This is a genomic window from Caulobacter sp. 73W, assembly GCF_041021955.1.
Lineage (GTDB): Bacteria > Pseudomonadota > Alphaproteobacteria > Caulobacterales > Caulobacteraceae > Caulobacter.
In genome coordinates this window covers 886,384-905,722 of the sequence record NZ_CP158375.1, presented here as the reverse complement: position 1 = coordinate 905,722, position 19,339 = coordinate 886,384, and the positions used below count along the sequence as shown (strand labels likewise).

Annotated in this window: 16 protein-coding genes; 7 read left to right on the top strand and 9 right to left on the bottom strand. The window is 66.8% G+C overall.

The window, feature by feature from the left end; all coding sequences use genetic code 11:
* Positions 1–53: 53 nt before the first annotated feature.
* Positions 54–677 carry a DUF998 domain-containing protein gene (locus tag ABOZ73_RS04290; RefSeq protein ID WP_369062482.1) on the top strand — a complete coding sequence of 208 codons (624 nt, stop codon included), beginning with the start codon at positions 54–56 and terminating at the stop codon, positions 675–677.
* On the opposite strand, the gene ABOZ73_RS04285 is transcribed toward ABOZ73_RS04290, so the two are convergent.
* Together ABOZ73_RS04285 and ABOZ73_RS04280 are read right to left on the bottom strand one after the other, a co-directional pair.
* Positions 620–2,950, bottom strand: coding sequence for a hypothetical protein (locus tag ABOZ73_RS04285; RefSeq protein WP_369061004.1), 2,331 nt, complete (start codon positions 2,948–2,950; stop codon positions 620–622). The two genes, ABOZ73_RS04290 and ABOZ73_RS04285, sit on opposite strands and share 58 nt — an antisense overlap.
* 70 nt (positions 2,951–3,020) lie before the next feature.
* On the bottom strand, positions 3,021–3,641 hold the full coding sequence (locus ABOZ73_RS04280; protein ID WP_369061003.1) for a TIGR02466 family protein: 621 nt from the start codon (positions 3,639–3,641) through the stop codon (positions 3,021–3,023).
* A 179-nt stretch (positions 3,642–3,820) separates the two neighbouring features.
* On the opposite strand from ABOZ73_RS04280, the gene uvrC reads away from it, so the two are divergent.
* Positions 3,821–5,701, top strand: coding sequence for an excinuclease ABC subunit UvrC (uvrC, locus tag ABOZ73_RS04275; protein WP_369061002.1), 1,881 nt, complete (start codon positions 3,821–3,823; stop codon positions 5,699–5,701).
* A 177-nt stretch (positions 5,702–5,878) separates the two neighbouring features.
* Here uvrC and ABOZ73_RS04270 read toward each other — a convergent pair whose 3' ends face one another.
* Positions 5,879–7,306: a S41 family peptidase gene (locus ABOZ73_RS04270; protein WP_369061001.1), complete on the bottom strand. Its 1,428-nt coding sequence runs from the start codon at positions 7,304–7,306 to the stop codon at positions 5,879–5,881.
* A gap of 139 nt (positions 7,307–7,445) precedes the next feature.
* Positions 7,446–8,345, bottom strand: a complete 900-nt coding sequence (locus ABOZ73_RS04265; RefSeq protein ID WP_369061000.1) for a hypothetical protein — start codon at positions 8,343–8,345, stop codon at positions 7,446–7,448.
* 130 nt (positions 8,346–8,475) lie between these two features.
* Here ABOZ73_RS04265 and ABOZ73_RS04260 point away from each other — a divergent pair, with 130 nt between their 5' ends.
* From ABOZ73_RS04260 to ABOZ73_RS04250, 3 genes are read left to right on the top strand one after another with little or no spacing between them, the layout of a single operon-like run.
* Positions 8,476–9,441 (top strand): glycosyltransferase family 2 protein, encoded by a 966-nt coding sequence (locus ABOZ73_RS04260; protein ID WP_369060999.1) that lies wholly within the window; start codon positions 8,476–8,478, stop codon positions 9,439–9,441.
* Position 9,442: 1 nt separating this feature from the next.
* Positions 9,443–10,177, top strand: a complete 735-nt coding sequence (locus ABOZ73_RS04255; RefSeq protein WP_369060998.1) for a methyltransferase domain-containing protein — start codon at positions 9,443–9,445, stop codon at positions 10,175–10,177.
* The gene (locus ABOZ73_RS04250) at positions 10,174–10,584 is read left to right on the top strand and encodes a GtrA family protein (protein WP_369060997.1); all 411 of its coding nucleotides are present in this window, start codon (positions 10,174–10,176) and stop codon (positions 10,582–10,584) included. Before ABOZ73_RS04255 ends, ABOZ73_RS04250 begins: the two co-directional genes overlap by 4 nt.
* 36 nt (positions 10,585–10,620) lie before the next feature.
* Here ABOZ73_RS04250 and ABOZ73_RS04245 read toward each other — a convergent pair whose 3' ends face one another.
* Positions 10,621–12,807, bottom strand: a complete 2,187-nt coding sequence (locus tag ABOZ73_RS04245; protein WP_369060996.1) for a hypothetical protein — start codon at positions 12,805–12,807, stop codon at positions 10,621–10,623.
* A gap of 114 nt (positions 12,808–12,921) precedes the next feature.
* Here ABOZ73_RS04245 and pgsA point away from each other — a divergent pair, with 114 nt between their 5' ends.
* On the top strand, positions 12,922–13,545 hold the full coding sequence (gene pgsA / locus ABOZ73_RS04240) for a CDP-diacylglycerol--glycerol-3-phosphate 3-phosphatidyltransferase (RefSeq protein WP_369060995.1): 624 nt from the start codon (positions 12,922–12,924) through the stop codon (positions 13,543–13,545).
* 181 nt (positions 13,546–13,726) lie between these two features.
* Here the strand turns inward: pgsA and ABOZ73_RS04235 are convergent, their stop codons facing one another.
* The 4 genes from ABOZ73_RS04235 to ABOZ73_RS04220 all read right to left on the bottom strand — a co-directional run bounded on the left by ABOZ73_RS04235 (position 13,727) and on the right by ABOZ73_RS04220 (position 15,754).
* Positions 13,727–13,888 carry a hypothetical protein gene (locus ABOZ73_RS04235; protein ID WP_369060994.1) on the bottom strand — a complete coding sequence of 54 codons (162 nt, stop codon included), beginning with the start codon at positions 13,886–13,888 and terminating at the stop codon, positions 13,727–13,729.
* 80 nt (positions 13,889–13,968) lie between these two features.
* Positions 13,969–14,865, bottom strand: coding sequence for a pirin family protein (locus tag ABOZ73_RS04230; protein ID WP_369060993.1), 897 nt, complete (start codon positions 14,863–14,865; stop codon positions 13,969–13,971).
* 180 nt (positions 14,866–15,045) lie between these two features.
* Complete coding sequence (locus ABOZ73_RS04225) at positions 15,046–15,252, bottom strand: DUF1737 domain-containing protein (RefSeq protein ID WP_369060991.1); 207 nt, start codon at positions 15,250–15,252, stop codon at positions 15,046–15,048.
* A gap of 4 nt (positions 15,253–15,256) precedes the next feature.
* The gene (locus ABOZ73_RS04220) at positions 15,257–15,754 is read right to left on the bottom strand and encodes an Lrp/AsnC family transcriptional regulator (RefSeq protein WP_277787711.1); all 498 of its coding nucleotides are present in this window, start codon (positions 15,752–15,754) and stop codon (positions 15,257–15,259) included.
* Between the two features lie 143 nt (positions 15,755–15,897).
* On the opposite strand from ABOZ73_RS04220, the gene ABOZ73_RS04215 reads away from it, so the two are divergent.
* Complete coding sequence (locus ABOZ73_RS04215; protein WP_369060988.1) at positions 15,898–19,323, top strand: indolepyruvate ferredoxin oxidoreductase family protein; 3,426 nt, start codon at positions 15,898–15,900, stop codon at positions 19,321–19,323.
* Positions 19,324–19,339 lie beyond the last annotated feature (16 nt).

Genomic DNA, 19,339 nt, shown 5'->3' with positions numbered 1-19,339 from the left:
ACGCTTCAGAGGACCCGCGCGTGCTGACCACCAACCAGCTTCTCAAGATCGGGATGTTCGCGCCCGGCGTGCTGGTGGCCGACGTGCTGATCGCCCAGGCGCTGTTCCCCGGTTTCGACGCCGGCTCGCAGTTCATCAGCGAGTTGGGCGGCCCCAAGGCCCCGTACCCCGTGGTGTTCAACATCGGCATGCTGATCGGCGGCGTGGCGGGCATGTTCGCCGGCGGCGGCTTCGCCCATGCGCTGGAAGTCGCCGGCGGACGGCGGATCGTCTCGGCCTTCGCCGGCCTGTGGGTGGCGCTCACCGGCCTGGGCGCGGTGTTCGGCGGACTGTTCCACTGGCCCGATCCGATGCACCGGGCCTGCGGCGTCGGGCTGGCCATCCAGTTCGCGCCGCTGTTCGCAGCCTGGGCTTTGTGGCGGCGGCCGGGCTATGGCCTGCTGACAGCCCTGTCGCTGGTCTGGTTCTTCGGCCTGCTGCTGGTTCTCGCCTTGCTGATCGGCGTGTGGAACGTGCGTACGGGATCAGACGTGGGCCTGTGGCAGCGGGCCCACGCCTTCCTCGGCATCCTGTGGTTGGGCGTGGCCGCCTGGGCTTTGCATCGCCAGGCGGCGCAGGCTCAACCGGCGCCGCTCATGGAGCCTAGGCCGTACACGCCGACCAGCGGCACGTTGTAGCTCGCCGTCCCGTCCATGGCGTCGATCAGGAACGCCGTCGTCGCCTTGGCGTAGTGGCCGAACTTCGCCTCCAGTCCGGCCTGCATCAGGTAGCCGACCATGGCGGCCTTTGTTCCGATGTCGTCTACGCCATAGGCGGCGAAGTAGGATTGTCGGCCGGCCACATAGGCGACCGCCGCATCGATATTGACGCCGTTGGCGGTCGCCACGCTGGTCCCGATGACGACGTCATAAGCCTTGCGGATCGCCGCCTCGAACGACAGCGCGCCATAGGCGGCGGCGAACGCGTCCTTGCCCTCGCCCAGCTTGCCCAGGTTCACCGCGAAGTTGATGTACCGGTTCGCTTCGTTGAAGGTGGCGTAATAGGGGTCTGTCAGGTCGTTGGTGTTCTCGGTGCTGTCCACCAGGTAGGCGATGCCCGCCTCCTTCGGCGTCGCGCCGGTGAAGAACTGGTAGGCCTGCACGGCTACGGCGGTGGTGTCGGAGGCCATCGCCGCCACCTTCTGGGACAGCTCCGCGCTGCTGATGTTGCCCGCGGCGTACTGGTTCTTGAGCGTCGTCAGCTGTTGGGCGTCGGCGTGGAGGGTGTTCTCCACCACCCGCCCATCGGCGAGGGTCACTGTCGGCGAGGTCGCCTTGGCCGAGGTTGGCGAGACCCCCACGACCTTGCCGAACCCTGCATCCAGTTCCGCGGCGGTGGGCGTCCAGCTATTGGACACCGCCGTAACCGTCACGGTCGAGCCTGAAATGGTCACCGTGCCGCTGCGAACCGCCCCGCCGGTGCTGAGCACCACCGCGCCGGCCGATGTGTTGATGGTGAGCGTCTGATTGGCCAGGGTGGCGCTGGTTATGGTCGCCCCGGCCACCTCGACCTTGTCGCCGGCGTCGAGGATGAAGGTGTCTCCGTTCAGCTCCGCCGCCGTGCCGCGCAGGGTGTCGCTACCAGAGACCGCCACTTCGCCCAGGCCGTCGTCGCCTCCGCTCCAGACAACATCCTTGCCCAGGCCGCTTTCAATGATGTCGTCGCCGCCCATACTGATCAGCATGTCGTCGCCGTCGCCGCCGACCAGGGTGTTGGCGCCGTTGCTGCCGAAGATGACGTCCTTGAACTTCGTCCCGACGACGTTCTCGATATTGGCGACTTTGCCGCTATTGCCCCAGGAATCGTAGATGTAGCCGCGGCGACCCAGATCAATGTTGACGCCGCCCCACGCGCCCGGCGTCGTCAAAGTCTCGCGAACGACGCCGCCGCTCTTCTCCACCCAGCGCGTCAGGCTGAAGGCGGTGATGGTGTCGATCCCGTCGCCCCCGTCGATCAACGTAGGGGCGTCGTCGATCTGGAAGGTGTCATCGCCCCCGCGGCCGCGGGCGGTGTCGCCCAGGCCGACGACCAGGAAGTTGGCGTTGTCGTCACCTTCATAAAGGTCGGCGAAGCGGGTGCCGCCGCCCAATCCCTCGATGGAGGTCATGGTTTCGGCGTTGCCGAAGCCGTCGTTGGTGATGGCCTGGGTGCGCAGGTCCGCGATCACGCCTTGCGTCGCGTCGGCCTCGGCAAAGCTGATGCGGTCGAATCCGGCGCCGCCGTCGAAGCTGTCCTTGCCGGCTCCGCCGCGGAAATAGTCATCGCCGTCATAGCCGCTGAGGACGTTGTTCTTGGCGTCACCGATCAGCTCGTCGTTCCGGTTGCTGCCGCCGAGGTTTTCGATGTTGGCGATGCGGCCGGTGTTGCCAAAGCCGTCATCGACGATGAACCCCGTGGCCAGGCTGACGATCACCCCCTTCGTGCCGCCGGTCACATAGGTGACGGTCCCGTCCGCCGCCTTCACCCACCGTCGCAGGGTGAACAGGGTGATGCTGTCGATCCCATCCCCGCCATCGACAAGTGCGGAGGCGTCGTCGATCTGAAAGCGGTCGTCGCCGCCGCGACCACGCGCGGTGTCTCCCAGGCCGACCAGGAACAGATTGATGTTGTCATCGCCCTCGTAGAGGTCGGCGAAGAAGGTGCCGCCGCCCAGAGCCTCGATCGAGCTCATGGTCTCGGCGTTGCCGAAGCCGTCATTGGTCACCGTCTGGGTGCGCAGGTCGGCGATGACGCCCTGCTTGGCGTGAGGCTCGCCGAAGCTGACTCGGTCGAAGCCGTCGCCTCCGTTGTAGGTGTCCTTGCCGTCCGAGCCGCGCATGTAGTCGTCGCCGGCCAAGCCCTCATAAACATTGCCGGTGGGCGTGTTGGCCGCCAGTTCGTCGTTGCCAGCGGTTCCCGTAATCGTCGCCATGGTGAGTCCCCATTCTCAGAGAGAACTCCGTTAGCGGATTCCTGGCGTAGGGCCTCCCCCCTTTTGGGGGTTATCGCCAACCGTAGTTGAAACTGACGCTGATACGCTCGGTCTTGGCGGCGTTGGCCGGGACCTCATGGCGCAGCCAGCTTTCCCACATCAGGATCGTGCCCGGCTCCGGCTGGACATAGACGAAGGGCTGCCGCTCTTCCGGCGCGTCGGCCTCGCGCAGGGGCGCGGCCATCATCATCGCCAGACGCGGGTCCTCCAGCTTCAGGGCCGAGGCGCCGGGCGGGATTGACACATAGATCGTCCCCGACAGTACGCTGTGCAGATGGATATGACCGCTGTGGCCGCCGCCCGGCTTGAGGATGTTGATCCACAGGCTGTCGAGCCGCAGCTTCTTGCCGTCCAGGTCCAGCATCAGGTCGCGGGCGAAGGCGGCGGCGTGCTTGTCGAGCTTCTTCTTCAACTGCTCGAACACGCTGGCCCGCATCGGCAGGTCGTCCAGCGAGGCGTAGGACGTGTAGCCTGGATAGCCCTTCTGCTTGGTCCAAGCACGGCCGGCCCGGTCCTCGTCCGCGATCATGCGGCAGGTATCCTCCAGCTCCTCGTTGAAGGCGTCGAAGCCTTTCTCGTTGGCGAGCGAGGCCTCGTAGAGGTGGGTGACGAAAAGCGGGCGCAGGGTCATCGCATCATCTACCCCCTTCCCCCTTGATGGGGGAAGGGTCGCGGATGAGTGAAGCGGCGGCGAACGTCTTGGTCGCGGATATTCAGCAGTCACCCCCACCCCTGCCGCTCGCCCATCGAGGGGGAGGGGATTCATTTGGGGCGGCTGTCACAAGCCCCGAACCGCCCTATATCTGCCCCGTGATCGACACTGACTCCACACGACTGACCGGCGCCGCCCTGATCAAGGACGAGGTGAAGCGCCTGCCCGACGGGCCGGGCGTCTATCGCATGATCGGCGAGGACGAGGAGGTTCTCTACGTCGGCAAGGCCAAGAGCCTGAAGAAGCGGGTGATCCAGTACGCCCAGGGACGCTTCCACACCAACCGCATCGCCCACATGGTCGACGCCACGCGGTCGATGGAGTTCGTCACCACCCGGACGGAAGCCGACGCCCTGCTGCTCGAGATCAACCTGATCAAGCAGCTGAAGCCGCGCTTCAACGTCCTGCTGCGCGACGACAAGAGCTTTCCCGAGATCGTCATCCGCCGCGACCACGCTGCGCCGCAGCTGCGCAAGCATCGCGGGGCGCACACGATCAAGGGCGACTATTTCGGCCCCTTCGCCAGCGCCTGGGCGGTGAACCGCACCCTGAACACCCTGCAGAAGGCGTTCCTGCTGCGGTCATGCTCGGACAGCGTTTACGAGAGCCGCACGCGGCCCTGCATGCTGCATCAGATCCGTCGCTGCTCGGCGCCCTGCACCGACCTGATCTCCAAGGCCGACTACAACCTGCTGGTGGACGAGGCCGAGGCCTTCCTGCGCGGCAAGAGCCGGGCGGTCATGGGCCGCATGTCGGCCGAGATGCAGGCCGCCTCCGACGACCTGGAGTTCGAGCGCGCCGCCCGCCTGCGCGACCGCATCCGCGCCCTGGCCGCGGTGGCCCAGGAAAGCCAGATCAATCCCGAGACCGTGGACGAGGCGGACGTCTTCGCCCTGCACGTGGAGGGGGGGCAGGCCTGTGTGCAGGTGTTCTTCTTCCGCGCTGGCCAGAATTGGGGGAACAAGGCCTACTTCCCCCGCGTCTCGACCGCGGCGGAGGAGGAGGGGGTCTCGGAGGAGGCCCTGATCCTCGGCGCCTTCATGGGCCAGTTCTATGAGAACCAGCCCATCCCGCGCCTGATGCTGACCAATGTCGATCCGCACGAATGCGCCCTGTTGGCCGAGGCGTTCTGCATCAAGAGCGGCCACAAGGTCGAGATCAGCACCCCCAAGCGCGGCGAGAAACGTGATCTGGTCGGCCACGCCCTGACCAACGCGCGCGAGGCCCTGGGCCGCAAGATGGCGGAAAGCTCGGCCCAGTCGAAGCTGCTGGCCGGGGTCTGCGAGGCGTTCCAGCTCGACGGCCAACCGGAGCGGATCGAGGTCTACGACAACAGCCACATCCAGGGCACGAACGCCGTCGGCGGCATGATCGTGGCCGGGCCCGAAGGTTTCCAGAAGAGCCAGTACCGCAAGTTCAACATCAAGGGGACCGAGCTCACCCCCGGCGACGACTACGGCATGATGAAGGAGGTCCTGCGCCGCCGCTTCTCGCGCCTGGTCAAGGAAGAGGAGGAGGGCGCGGACGCCGTCCGCCCCGACCTAGTCCTCATCGACGGCGGCAAGGGGCAACTGGACGCGGTGCTGGAGGTCATGGCCGACCTGGGCGTCGACGACATCCCGGTGGTGGGCGTGGCCAAGGGGCCGGACCGCGACGCCGGACTGGAGCGGTTCTTCATTCCTGGCCGCGACCCCTTCATGCTCGAGCCGAAGTCGCCCGTGCTCTACTATCTGCAACGTCTGCGGGACGAGGCGCACCGGTTCGCCATCGGCACCCACCGCGCCCGCCGCGCCATGGACATCAAGAAGAACCCCCTCGACGAGATCGAGGGCGTCGGCCCCGGCCGCAAGAAGGCCCTGCTGCACGCCTTCGGCTCCGCCCGCGGCGTCAGTCGCGCCACCATCGAGGACCTGATGAAGGTCGACGGCGTCAACCAGGCCCTGGCCGAACGCATCCACGGGTTCTTCCGGAAGGGGTGAAGCTTCTCCTCACCTGCGAAGCGGGGGAGGGACAGATTCAAACTTCCAACCGCTCATCCCGGCGAAGGCCGGGATCCGGATTCATCCAGAGTGTCAGCAGGGTTTCACCTGGGCCCCGGCCTTCGCCGGGGTGAGCGGCTTGTTCTAGGAGTGGACAGAGCGTCCCCTCCCGCTTTGCTACAGGGGAGGAGATTTCAGCGACGCCGCCACCGCCTCTGGCAGCTTCGCCGACAGCCGTTGCGCCCTACGTCCCGCGCTGTCGCCGCGGCGGAAGCCGATCAGGATGTCGGGCTCCACGCCCATGATCTCGTTGGAGCCGTCGGCGCGCAGGCGGGCGCAGTCGGGCAGGGACAGGAAGCCGCCGCTGTTCTTCAACGTAATGGGTCCGGCCGAAGTCGAGTGGCCGCAACCGGCGCCGAAGGTGGGCGCGCCCAGGATCACCGCCGCGCGCGCGTCCTGCAGTTCGGCGGCCAGTTCCTCGGACGCCGAAGCCGAGCCGGCGTCGACGAGGACGATCAGCGGTCCCGACCACAGGCCCGTCTCGTGCTTCATCTTGGCCGGGCTGTAGATGTCTCCCGCCCAGGGACGGTCCGCCAGAGCCGGATCGAGCTGATCCATCAAGCCGGTGGAGTAGCCACTCTCGACCAGCCAGGCGCAGGCCGAGGCTTCGCGCTTCAGGAACGGAGCGGAGTCGCAAGGACGCCGCGCTTCGGCCGCCGCCGTCCGCAGGTCGTCGGCCGCCTTCGACAGCAGCGTCTTGTCGCCGCCCTTGGCCTTGCGGGCATAGCCTTCCAGGTCAGCGGCGCGCTCCTCCAGCGCCTGGGCGGTGGTCTCCGCCCGCACCAGACCGACGCGGGCGCCCTTTACGGGCTTGGCGGTGACCATGCGGGCCACGACCTCGGCCCATTCGCGGCCCCCGCCGTTGCTGGCGATGTCGATCATCAGCACCTCGGCGCCGGCCGCCTTCAGGTCGCGCAGGCGGCCCCCGAAACGGTCGGTCAGCAGCTGATAGGTCGCGCGGTCAACGGCGTCTCCGCAGGCCTGATCACACGGCTTGTCCAAGGGCAGGTTCAGCTTCGCCGCCGCGGCCTCGCAAACGGTTGGGTCGGCCATGAACAGGCTGATCTTCACCACGCCGATCTTCTTCCCGCCTGACTCGACGATCCCGGCCGGGAAGTCGGCGGCCGCCGGGCCGTCCACCGGCCGCCAGCCCGCAATCTGGGCGGCGACGGGCTGAGCCGGCGTCATCTTCCTCATGTCGCCACAGGGGCGGCCGGAGTCTCCAGCGTGCAGCGCCGTCCGATTGGCGCTCCACTTCACCTCCAGATGGCCGTCGCCCAGGTTCGCTAAGGTGCGTTCGAAATGAACCTTGGCTTCCGCCTCGCTGGTCGCGGCGGTCAGCTGTTGCTCGCCGCGTTCGAACACGGCGTCGAGGTTCGCCTCCCGCTCGCCGGTCAGCCATTCCAGATTGGCGTAGCGGTTGCTGGTCAGGATCGATTTCACCTGCCGCAGGTCTTCGATCCATGGCGCGGCGTCATAGGCCATGGCCGGCGCGGCGAAGGAAATGGCCGCGCCGAAGACGGCGAGGCGAAGCAGCTTGATCATCCAGACCCCCCGGTGTTGCCGCCTCCTCTTCGCGCAAGCGGGCGATCGGTTACGCGCAAGCTCGAGCATGCAGCGCGATCGCCGTTATGATTATAGCGAACGGTGATCCGTGGGGCGTGTTAAAGCGGTGTAACCTCGGTCAGGCGGGCTGCCGCTTCGGAGCCGGGGACTTGGGATTCAGTTGCTTGTCGATTTCACGCACCAGGCCGCCGATCTGGGCGGGCAGGTGCTGGCCCGGATCGACCGTGTAGAGCGCCTTCAGATAGGCCTCGTCCCAGGCGGTTAGATCCTCGATCGGGGCGTTGGTCCGCCCTTCGCTGTTGAAGATGGACATGATGGTGTCGCGCCCGGTCTGATCCATATGTTGATTGGGTCGGGTCAGGGCGGACATGGCGATGTAACTGCCTAGGGTCTTGATCTTCAGGCCTTCCGCGAAACGCGCGTCCACCACCAGGATCATTCGATCCATGGTGTTGAAGGTCATGGGCTTCATGCGGGAGCGGTTCGGGGTGCTGAACTCGGGCGCTCCGCCGCCCACATCCGCCATCATGGCGCTTGCGGACGCGCCTCGGGCCGGCGCCTCGGAGGTGAGCGTTATCAGCCTGACCGCTCTGTCCTGCTCGATGAAATGGTTGACCTTGCTGCGATGGGTGGAGCCGTACAGGTTGATGCGCTTCTTGCGCAGCTTCGTCAGCAGCACCTCCGGTTCGTTGGAGAATAGGACGATGACGTTCACGCGGCAGCCCTCGCCGCCGTACTTCAGCCCCGTCTGCTCCGCCAACTGACGGATGCGGGCTGAGACGTAGGTCGTTTTGTCGATGCCGAGGCCGAGCGTCAGCGGGCATATGGGCCGCACCCAGACGGGGAATTGGCCGCCGGGAACCTTCTCACTGAAAGTGGTCACCCGTTCACGCGGGGTCAGCGGCTTGTCGGGCGTGACGGTCACGCCCTCGATCTCGTTGACCGGCTCCCGGGCGGCGGCCGCGCCGACGAGAGCGAGGCTGAAAGCCAAGGGAAGAGCGAACTTGGACAACCGCATGCGAAGCTCCTGGACGCTATGGGCAGATGTTGCCGTGCGAAGTGTAATTCGCGCAACCCTTGGCTGTGATCGCTTCGCGTATTCATCCGGGCTTTCCACAAGGCGCGGCGCCCGTTACGCAGGGCTGGTCATGATCTCTGTACCCGCCCAGATACGCTCCCGAGCCGGCAAGCGCCTATCCATCATCGCGCCCTGCTACAATGAGCAGGAAGTGCTGGAGCTGTTCTTCGCCCGCATGGACCCTGTGCTGACGGCCATCGGCGTCGGGTACGAGATCATCTGCATCAACGACGGCAGCCGCGACGCCACCCTGGCCGTCCTGCTCGCCGCCCAGCAGCGCGACGCCCGCATCAAGGTCATCGACCTGTCCCGCAACTTCGGCAAGGAGACGGCCCTCTCCGCCGGGCTCGACGCCGCCACCGGCGACATGGTCGTGCCCATCGACGTGGACCTGCAGGACCCGCCCGAGCTGATCGCCGACTTCGTGGCCGAGTGGGAGAAGGGCGCCGACGTCGCCTATGGCGTCCGCGTGGACCGCAGCGCCGACAGCGCCGCCAAGCGGATGAGCGCTCAGGGCTTCTACCGCTTCTTCAACCGCATCTCCGACGTGCCGCTGCCCTACAACGCCGGCGATTTCCGTCTGATGGACCGCCGGGTGGTCGAGGTCCTGAAGCAGCTGCCGGAGCGCAACCGCTTCATGAAGGGCCTGTTCGCCTGGGTCGGCTTCAAGCAGGTGGGCGTGGACTATGTGCGTCCGGAACGGGCGGCGGGGTCCAGCAACTGGCGCTACTGGACGCTGTGGAACTTCGCCCTCGACGGCTTGACCTCGTTCAGCAGCGTGCCGATCCGCATCTGGAGCTATGTGGGCTTCGCCGCAGCGGTTCTGGCCTTCATATTCGCGGCCACCATCATCGGCCGCACTCTGCTGTTCGGCGCCGATGTTCCCGGCTATCCGTCGATCGTCGTGATCCTTTTGCTCAGCTTCGGCTTTCAGATGCTCGCGATCGGCACGCTCGGGGAGTACGTCGCCCGCATCTATCAGGAAGTGAAAGGGCGTCCGCTCTACATCGTAGCCGGGCGATACGGGTTCGACTGATATGGAACGCGCTGTCTACGACCACCTCCGTGATCTTGATGGCGAACATTGGTGGTTCGTGGCGCGACGGCGGATTCTGGGCCGCCTGATCCAGACCCTCGGTCTGCCAGCGGACGCCCGCATTCTCGAGGTCGGCGCCGGGGCCGGCGGCAATATCCCTCTTCTGAAGCAGTTCGGCGACGTCCAGGCAGTGGAGCCTGACGAAGAGAGCCGGGCCTGCGCGGCTGAACGCACGGGCGTGCCGCTGCACGACGGGCTGCTGCCGGACGGCCTGCCGTTCGCGCCCGAGACCTTCGACCTCGTCTGCGCCTTCGACGTGGTCGAGCATGTGGACGACGACAAGGGCGCCCTGCGCGCCTTGGCGGCGCTGGCCAAGCCTGGTGGCTGGGTGCTGACCACGGTGCCCGCCTATCAGTGGCTGTGGAGCCGACACGACGAGCTGCATCACCACAAGCGGCGTTATGTCCTGCCGGAATATCGGGCCCTGATCGAAGGCGCGGGCTTGACGATCGAGAGAGCGACCTATTTCAACACGCTCCTCTTTCCCGCCGCGGTCGCACAGCGCCAGGTCAAGCGCTGGCGGGGCGACGACAGTCCGGACGACGCCATGCCTTCCAAGCCCCTCAACCGGCTTTTGCAGTCGATCTTCGCCCTGGAGGCGCCGATGGTGGCGCACGCAGGCCTGCCCTTCGGCATGTCCATCGCGGCGGCGGCCCGTAAAGACCACCGCTCGTGAGCTTCCGGAATTTCGTGCGTGACGCCTTCCGCTACGGGCTGGTGGGGGTGGTCAACACGCTCGTCGGTTTCAGCATCATCATCGGCCTGGAGCAGGGCTTCGGTGTGAACCCGTACCTGGCCAACGCCGGCGGCTACGCAGTGGGCGTTATGGTCAGCTTCGTGCTCAAGCGCCGCTATGTGTTCGGCAAGGGCCGCTCGGTGCGCGAGGCCGGGCCGCGCTATCTGGCCTCGGTGGCGTTCAGTTTCGCCCTGAACCAGGGCGTGCTGTTCCTGGCCCACGCGGTCCTGCCGGACGGCCCCCTGGCGGAGATCGCCGCCCAGCTGTCAGGCATGTGCGTCTACACCGTCGTGCTGTTCGTGCTCAGCCGCTACTGGGTGTTCCCCGCCGCGCGCGCGGCGGCGTGAAGCCGCCGCCGGCTGGGGCCGGCGGCGCAACTCAACTTAGTTCAGCACCCGGATTTGCTGCATGGCGACGCCCAGCACCCGGGGATCGGCCGCGGACGCCCGCGCGTCGGGCATGTCGAGGGTCAGCACGACCGGCTGGCCCGGCTTGACCAGATCCGCTGGGATCTCGACGCGATGCGCCGTGAAGAGGCCTGCGTCCACCGTCAGATCGGCGATCTTGCGGCCGGCGACCGAGACGCCGACCGCCTGCGGGCGGATCGGCGCATCGGAGAAGCCGATCATGGTCATCTCGACCACCACCGCCCGGCCCGCTTGCAGGGTCTCAGGCGCGCTCACCGAGATCTCGGCCTTGGGTCCGATGGACCAGATGCCTTTCGCGCCCGGTTCGGCTGCGCTCCAGCCCGACGCCAGATTGGCCGGCTTGAAACCCTGGTCCATGCGGGCGACAGAAACGATCTGCCGTGACTCCGACGAAAATTCACCCGCCCGGACCTTGGTCAGGCCAGGGACGCCGCCTAGGTCGCGACCGCAGATCGCGCCGCGCTTGAAGCGGTAGCAGTCGCCGCGCGCGGCGATCAGTTGCAGCGCGCCGCCTTCGAACTGGTCGTTGCTGGTGATCACCATGATGCGGCGATCCCCCGGCGCGGCGTCCTTGGCGTAGCCGGCCGGCAGGGCGTCGCAGGCGGCATCGCGGCTGCGCGCCGTGGCGTAGGTGTTGGACGTGCCGCCCGTGCGCACGATCATCAGGTTCATCTGGGTGATGACCTGCTGGTCCTGGCCCGACGGGCTGCAGAAGTAGGAGGGCGTGAACACCCACGGGCGACCGCGCACAGCCGGGTCGGTGTCCAGTCCGACCGGATAGAGCTTGTCGCCCGGTTCCTCGAAGTTCTCGCGCACGCCCAGGCGCATCTGGACGGTGTCGTAGGCTTGCAGCCCAACGGCGGACACTAAAAGCACCACGGCGACGTAACGGGGCAGGCGAGCGGCCCAGGCCACGCTCAGGGCGATCAGCAGGTAACCGAACACCCAGAAGAAGCGGCCGTGCGCGCGGAACCCGCCCAGAATGTCGGCCATCGATCCGCTGGGCTTAGGGATGGTGTAGGCCTTCAGCGAACCAAAATACGCGTTCCAGCCGATGGCCCAGATCGTCATCAGCGCCATGGCGAGGGCCAACGGGCCCCAGCGCTTCAGGATCGCCCGGGTGGGCAGGTCGGCGCGCAGGAACATGATCGCGGCCGGCACGATCAGCAGCAGGGCGCCGGCTCCCAGATACTGGAAGCCTTCGAATACCTGCCCGCCATTGGGGTCGAGCGAACCCAGGAACCAGGCGCCCGTCCAGTTCTGGCCCCACAGGTTCGAGGCCTGCGGCCAGAAGGGGCCGATAAGGTTCATCGAATAGAAGCCCAGGGCGTCAGCCCCGCCGGTGGCGCCCGCACCCTCGCGATAGCCCAGCAGCAGGGCCGAGATCACGATGCCGGCCGACACCGACGCGCCGCTGATCAGCACGCGGGGCAGACTGCCCGGACCGTCCTGCAGCAGCACCGACAGCAGGCCTGCGCCCAGGCAGACGGCGACGGGAACCAGGTGATAGGCGTGGATGCCGGTCGCCAGCACGCCGATCGCCACGAAGCCGATGGTGTGGCGGCGCTGCAGGCCGTTGCGCGTCATGCTCACCGACAGGGCCAGCGAGAACAGCAAGATCCAGTGGCCGCACAGGGCGATGTGGCCGAACTGGCGGATGATCCAGGCCGGGAACATCAGGGCCAGCAGGCAGGCGGCCAGCACCGGCAGCGGCCTGGTGACGCCCAGCGCCCGCATCAGCGCGCCCATGGCGATCGCCTGCAGCGGATAGGAGATCAGCAGAAACAGGCCCAGCGTGTTGAAAACGCCGCCCAGGCCCAAGGCCTTCAGCAGCACCGACAGCCAAGGGATGCTGTCGGTGAAGACGATGGGCGTCGGCTCCGGCGTCAGGTTCGACACCATCGTGATGGGGAAACCCCAAGGCTCGCGGATGAAGGCCTCGTAGCCGCCGGTCATGGCGACCATGTCGCTCTTGGGCATGGTCCAGAACGAGGCGCTGGCCAGCGGCAGGTCGAAGCCGAACATGTAGCCGAACAGCATGACGCCGATCAGAGCGGCGACGCCCACGGCGCCGCAGAAGCCCGCATCCGCGCCGGCGAGATTGATGTCGAGCTTGAACGCCGCTCGGCTCTTCTTGGTCATGGTCAGCTTCCCCTGGAAGGATGCCCCCTTAGCAGCGTTCGACGGGGTGGTCAGTAACTACTGGATGCGGGGCGCCGCTTTCAGTTGTCATGCGTTACGCGCTAAGGAGTCCTCATGAAGTCGCTGCCCAACATCCTCACCGGCCTTCGCCTGGTCCTTTGCCTGTTCATGTTCGCGGCCCTGACCGCGGCGGCGGGGGGCGTGCCCGGCCTTTCCGATCAGCTGACGCCGGACATGCAGTTCGCCCTGCTGCGGTGGTCGCTGTACGCCTTCGTGGTGGCGGGGGTGACGGACTTCTTCGACGGCTGGCTGGCGCGCAAGCTGGACGCCGAGAGCGTCTGGGGCGCGATCCTGGACCCCATCGCCGACAAGGTGCTGGTCTGCGGCGCGGCGCTTGGCCTGCTGGGCCTGGGCGGTCAGCCGATGATCGTGCTGCCGATCGGCCTGATCCTGTTCCGCGAGTTCACGGTCAGCGCCCTGCGCGAAATCTCCGCCGGCAAGGGCGTGAAGCTGCCGGTGACCATGCTGGCCAAGTGGAAGACCACCCTGCAGATAGCCGCCCTGGCCGCCGAGATGCTGGTCATGGCCTGGCCCGGCTTCAACCTGTCGTCGGAGCCGGAGATTCTCAATCCCGTGACCCTGACCGCGCACAGCCTGCTGTGGCTGGCGACGATCGTCACCATCATCACCGGCGTCCAGTACTGGAACGCCGCGCACAAGGCGCTGATCGCGAGGTAGAACCTCTTCTCCTGCCCCGCTTGCGGGGGAGGGGGACGGCTCGCTCCTTCAGCCGCTCATCCCGGCGAAGGCCGGGATCCAGATTCATCGAGAGCCTCAGCAGGGTTCCACCTGGGCCCCGGCCTTCGCCGGGGCGAGCGGGGTCTGTAAAACCGTACGCTTCGCTACAGATGACGAGAGGTTACTCCGCCGCCAGCAACAGCTGGACCGTCTCGGGCTTGTCCACGATCTCCGGATCGGTCGGCCCGAACAGCAGCCATTCGCTGTCCAGATCGACTTCTCGATCCGTCTTCATAAGCCGGGCAAGGGCGGCTGCACCCACCGCTCGAAGGACCATCGCCATCTCCTTCTCAAGTCGATATTGAGAATGACTTGCAAGTTCGGAGTCGGCAAGCGGCTTCTGCGGCGCAGCTTTGCGCTGGATCAAGACATCGGGTTGGCCGGCGGGGGCGGATCGCCGGGCAGGGGGATGAACTCGTCGTGGTCCAGGTCGGGCAGCTTCATGCGCCCGGCGCGCCAGTCGGCCTTGGCCTGCTCGATGCGGTCCTTGGACGACGAGACGAAGTTCCACTCGATGAAGCGCGGGCCCAGCGGCTCGCCGCCCAGCAGCATCACGGTCGATGGCTCCAGCGCCAGGAAGGTGATCGTGTCGCCCGGCGCGAACACCGCCATCTGGCCGCTGTGGATGGTCTGGCCGGCGATCTCCACCTGGCCCTTGGCCACATAGGCGGCCCGCTCGGAATACTCGGCGGGCAGGCCGGCCTTGGTCCCGGCGGCCATCTCCCAGTGGACGTAGAAGGTGGGGGAATAGACCGGCACCTTGGCCTTGGCGCCGAAGGCCTCGCCGGCCACCAGCCGCGCCGACAGGCCGCCGAACTCGTAGAACGGCAGCTCGTCAGGGCCGTTGTGGTGCGAGAAGGCCGGGTCGATCTCTTCCTTGTCGGTGGGCAGGGCCAGCCAGGTCTGGATACCGTCCATCTTGCCGCCGTCGCGGCGCAGGGTCTCGAACCGCTCCGAATGGGTGATGCCCGAGCCGGCGGTCATCCAGTTCACCTCGCCCGGGCGGATGTCGATCTCCGAGCCCACGCTGTCGCGGTGGGTCATCTCGCCCTCAAACAGATAGGACAGGGTCGATAGGCCGATGTGCGGGTGCGGGCGCACGTCCACCTCGCGGCCAAAGCCGGGCTCGAACGACGCCGGGCCCATGTGGTCGAAGAAGATGAAGGGACCGACCATGCGGCGCGGCGCATAGGGCAGCACGCGCCCGACCTCGAAGCCCCCGAGATCCTTGCGGCGCTGGTCGATGATGAGTTCGATCATGGTGGGGGCCCTTCTAAGCTAGGCCGCCATGATATTGGGTTTTTGCGACGTGTCTTGGACGGTGCGTCCTTCGAGACGCGAACCGTGGTTCGCTCCTCAGGATGACGAATTCAGAAGCAACCCACGCGCGTCATGCTGAGGAGCGGGCGACGAGCCCGCGTCTCGAAGCACGCAGGAACGCTAGAGCTCCGAGAGCTTCATCTCCGGCGAATAGTCCACGCCGTCGACGTCCTTGGTGATCGCCTGCCCGCAGATGACCCGGCCCTGCAGCGTGTCGAAGGTCAGGGTCGGACCGCCATGCAGGGACCAGCCCTCGCTCAGCGCCTTGGTGACCCGGTGGCAGAACGCCGAGTCATCGGGGCCGGTGAGGTAGCGGTAGGCCTTCATCGCCTCAGCTGTGCGGGCTGACATAAGGGCTGACGAGGCCCAGCGGCACGGCGGTGCTGTTCTTCACCGGGCGGATGACGATCCGGCTCTCGATGTTCGAGACCAGGCCCAGCGACAGGATCTTCTCGCGCATGAACTCGTCGAAGGCGTGCATGTCGCGGGTGACGATGCGCAGCTCATAGTCGGCGGCGCCGGTGACGGTGGCGCACTGCACCACTTCCGGCCACTTCTGGACGGCGGCGTCGAAGGAATCGAGGTTGTCCTTGCTCGGCAGGGACAGCTTGATCGTGCAGTAGACTTCGAAATTCAGGCCCAGGCGTTCACGATCCAGGATGGTCACCCGGCGCTGGACGATGCCGGCGTCTTCCAGGCGCTTGATGCGGCGCCAGCAGGGGCTGGACGACAGGCCGACCCGTTCGGCGATCTCTGCAACCGACAGCGCGGCGTCGTGTTGGATCAGGTCTAGAATTTTGGCGTCAACGGCATCGAGCGCTTCGGACAAAATTTACTCCCCCAATTTCGCCCGTTCGGGCGTTCTTCTTGCCTGTAAAGCCCACGTGGCGGGCATGGCTTTGGCAAGCATTTCCCCCACGGTTGTATGATCGTGCAGATACAAAAAGAAAACTGGGAAGGAAAGATATTTCAATGCGGCACGCGGAAGTGACGCTCGACGACAAATATCTGCTCCAGGATGGCCGTGCGTTCGTAACTGGCGTGCAGGCGCTCATCCGCGTGATGCTTGATCAGCGTCGCCTCGACGAGAAGGCCGGTCTGAACACCGCGGGCTTTGTTTCCGGCTATCGCGGCTCGCCCCTGGGCGGCCTCGACCAGCAGGCTGGCCGCGCGAAGAAGTTCCTCGACTCCGCCAAGGTCACCTTCAAAGAAGGCGTGAACGAGGATCTGGCCGCCACCGCCGTGTGGGGCAGCCAGCAGGCCAACCTGTTCCCGGGCGCTCTTTATGATGGCGTCTTCGGCATGTGGTACGGCAAGGCGCCCGGCGTCGACCGTACCGGCGACGTATTCAAACACGCCAATTTCGCCGGCGTTTTCCCCAAGGGCGGCGTCCTGGCCGTGGCCGGAGACGACCATAACTGCAAGTCCTCGACCCTGCCGTCGCAGTCCGACTTCGCCTTCATGGACTTCGAGATTCCGGTGCTGTCGCCGGCCGACGTTCAGGAGGTGCTCGACTACGGCCTGATGGGCATCGCCATGTCGCGCTTCTCCGGCCTGTGGGTCGGGATGATCGCCCTGGCCGACACCATGGACTCAGGCGTGACCATCGACGTGTCGCTGGATCGCCACCGCATCGTCACCCCCGACAACTTCTCCATGCCGCCCGGCGGTCTCGGCATCCGCACCAAGGACCAGCCCATGGAGAAGGAGCGGCGCATGCGGCTCCACAAGATCCCTGCGGCCCTGGCCTTCGCCCGCGCCAACAAAATCGACCGGGTGGTGGTCAACGCCGCTCGACCGCGCTTCGGCATCGTCTGCACCGGCCAGGCCTACAAGGATGTGCTCGAGGCCTTCTCGGCCATGAACATCACCCTGGAGGAAGCCGCCTCCCTGGGCGTGGCCGTCTACAAGGTCGGCATGCCCTGGCCGCTGGAGCAGACGGGCATCCGCGCCTTCGCCGGCGGTCTGGAGACCATGATGATCATCGAGCACAAGCGCGCGATGATCGAGCCTCAGGCCCGCGCGGCGCTCTACGACATGCCCGACCACGCCCGGCCCAAAATCATCGGCAAGACCGATGAGCGCGGCCTGCCGCTGCTGTCGGAGCTGGGTTCGTTGTCGGTGGCCGAAATCGCCCTGGCCATCGCCGACCGCCTGCCCGACGGCCCGCATATGGAGCGCGCCCGCGCCTATCTGGACCGCGTCTCGGCCGCCGGCGTCGCCGCCGTGTCCCTGGCGTCGGATCAGCAGCGCAAGCCGTTCTTCTGCTCGGGCTGCCCGCACAACACCTCGACCAAGCTGCCGGAGGGCTCCCGCGCCCTGGCCGGCATCGGCTGCCACTACATGGCCGGGTTCAACGATCCCTCGACGGACCTCAACACCCACATGGGCGGCGAAGGGCTGACCTGGGTCGGCGCGGCGCCGTTCACCAGCGAGCCGCACGTCTTCCAGAACCTGGGCGACGGCACCTACAACCACTCCGGCTCGCTCGCCATTCGCGGCGCGATCGCGAGCGGCGTGAACATCACCTACAAGCTGCTGTTCAACGACGCCGTGGCCATGACCGGCGGCCAGCGGGCCGAAAGCGGCTTCACCCCCGCCCAGATCACCCGCCAGCTGGCGTCCGAGGGCGTGAAGAAGACCGTCATCGTGGTCGACGATCTGTCCCGCTATGAGGGCGTCAACGACTTGGCCCCCGGCGTGGTCGTCCGGCCGCGTTCGGACTTGATGGCCGTGCAGCGCGAGCTGCGCGAGACGCCGGGCACGACGGTCCTGCTCTATGACCAGACCTGCGCCACCGAAAAGCGCCGCCGCCGCAAGCGCGGCTCCATGGCCAAGGCCGAGCAGAAGGTGTTCATCAACCCGCTGGTCTGCGAAGGCTGCGGCGACTGCTCCAAGAAGTCGAACTGCGTCTCGGTCGAGCCCCTGGCCACCGAGTTCGGCCGCAAGCGCAAGATCAACCAGTCCAGCTGCAACGCCGACTATTCGTGCCTGGAAGGATTCTGCCCGTCCTTCGTCACCCTGACGGGGGCCGAAAACGCCAAGGCCAAGGGCATGCCGGCCCTGACCGCGGACTCCACCCCGCTGCCGCAGTTCCTGCCCCTGGTCGGCACGCGCAAGATCCTGTTCACCGGCATCGGCGGCACAGGCGTGACCACGGTCGCCTCGATCCTGGCCATGGCCGCTCACGTGGACGGCCGCTCCGCCAGCGTGGTCGACATGACCGGCCTGGCGCAGAAGGGCGGCTCGGTCTTCTCGCACGTGAAGATCGGCGAGACGGAAGAGACGGTGGTCGGCGGCCGCGTGCCGGCGGCCAGCGCCGACGTCCTGATCGCCTGCGACGTGCTGGTGGCCGCCAGCCCCGAGGCCCTGTCGCTCTACGCCAAGGACCGCACCCACTCGCTGGCCAATTCGGACTTCGCCCCCACGGCGGACTTCGTCACCAGCCGCGACGTGGTGTTCGACTCCAACGCCATGAGTTGCCGGATCAAGGCCGCGTCCCAGGACTTCGACGCCTGCCCGGCGCAACACCTGGCCGAGGCCGAGTTCGGCGACGCCATCTACGCCAACATGATCATGCTGGGCTTCGCCTGGCAGAAGGGCTTGATCCCGATCTCCAGCCGCGCCGTCTATCGCGCGATCAAGCTGAACGGGGTGGACGCCGAGGCGAACCTCCAGGCCTTCGAGGTCGGCCGCAAGGCCGCCCACGATCCGGGCTTCCGCAAGCGCCGGGAGCCCGAGGCCGTCCTGCCGGAATCCATGCCGCTGCCGGACCTGATCGCCAAGCGCGCCGCCGATCTGAAGGGCTATCAGGACGAGGCCTACGCGGCCCGCTACCTGAAGGCGGTCGAGAAGATCGCCGCCGCCGAGGCGCCGTTCGGCTCCGAGGCCGTCACCCGCGCCGTGGCCATCAACCTCTACAAGCTGATGGCCTACAAGGACGAGTACGAGGTCGCGCGCCTCTATACCGACGGCCGCTTCGCCGAGACCCTGGGCCAGACCTTCAAGGGCGGTAAGAAGAAGCTGTGGCTCGCCCCGCCGCTGCTGGCCCGCAAGGGCGACGACGGCAAGCCGAAGAAGATGGTGTTCGGCGGCTGGATGCTGTCCTCCGCCTTCCCGATGATGGCCAGGATGAAGGGCCTGCGCGGCACCGCGCTGGACGTCTTCGGCTACACGGCCGAGCGCAAGATGGAGCGCAAGCTGCGCGACGACTACCTGGCCGGCGTCGACCGCCTGGCCTCGGGGCTGAGCAACAGCAACATCACCCTGGCCAGCCGGATCGCCAGCTTCCCGCAGGCGATCCGCGGCTTCGGCCACATCAAGGACGCCTCGGTGGAAAAGGCCCTCGAAGAGGTCGGCCCGCTGTGGGCGCGTTGGGATGTGGAGGGGAAGGCGTAGAACCTTCTTCTCCTGC

Bases quoted from the DNA above. Each gene is read 5' to 3' on its own strand.
- ABOZ73_RS04290 (WP_369062482.1), top strand. From the start codon at position 54: ATGTTCGCGCCCGGCGTGCTGGTGGCCGACGTGCTGATCGCCCAGGCG.
- ABOZ73_RS04285 (WP_369061004.1), bottom strand. From the start codon at position 2,950: ATGGCGACGATTACGGGAACCGCTGGCAACGACGAACTGGCGGCCAAC.
- ABOZ73_RS04280 (WP_369061003.1), bottom strand. From the start codon at position 3,641: ATGACCCTGCGCCCGCTTTTCGTCACCCACCTCTACGAGGCCTCGCTC.
- ABOZ73_RS04270 (WP_369061001.1), bottom strand. From the start codon at position 7,306: ATGATCAAGCTGCTTCGCCTCGCCGTCTTCGGCGCGGCCATTTCCTTC.
- ABOZ73_RS04265 (WP_369061000.1), bottom strand. From the start codon at position 8,345: ATGCGGTTGTCCAAGTTCGCTCTTCCCTTGGCTTTCAGCCTCGCTCTC.
- ABOZ73_RS04260 (WP_369060999.1), top strand. From the start codon at position 8,476: ATGATCTCTGTACCCGCCCAGATACGCTCCCGAGCCGGCAAGCGCCTA.
- ABOZ73_RS04255 (WP_369060998.1), top strand. From the start codon at position 9,443: ATGGAACGCGCTGTCTACGACCACCTCCGTGATCTTGATGGCGAACAT.
- ABOZ73_RS04245 (WP_369060996.1), bottom strand. From the start codon at position 12,807: ATGACCAAGAAGAGCCGAGCGGCGTTCAAGCTCGACATCAATCTCGCC.
- pgsA (WP_369060995.1), top strand. From the start codon at position 12,922: ATGAAGTCGCTGCCCAACATCCTCACCGGCCTTCGCCTGGTCCTTTGC.
- ABOZ73_RS04235 (WP_369060994.1), bottom strand. From the start codon at position 13,888: ATGGCGATGGTCCTTCGAGCGGTGGGTGCAGCCGCCCTTGCCCGGCTT.
- ABOZ73_RS04230 (WP_369060993.1), bottom strand. From the start codon at position 14,865: ATGATCGAACTCATCATCGACCAGCGCCGCAAGGATCTCGGGGGCTTC.
- ABOZ73_RS04225 (WP_369060991.1), bottom strand. From the start codon at position 15,252: ATGAAGGCCTACCGCTACCTCACCGGCCCCGATGACTCGGCGTTCTGC.
- ABOZ73_RS04215 (WP_369060988.1), top strand. From the start codon at position 15,898: ATGCGGCACGCGGAAGTGACGCTCGACGACAAATATCTGCTCCAGGAT.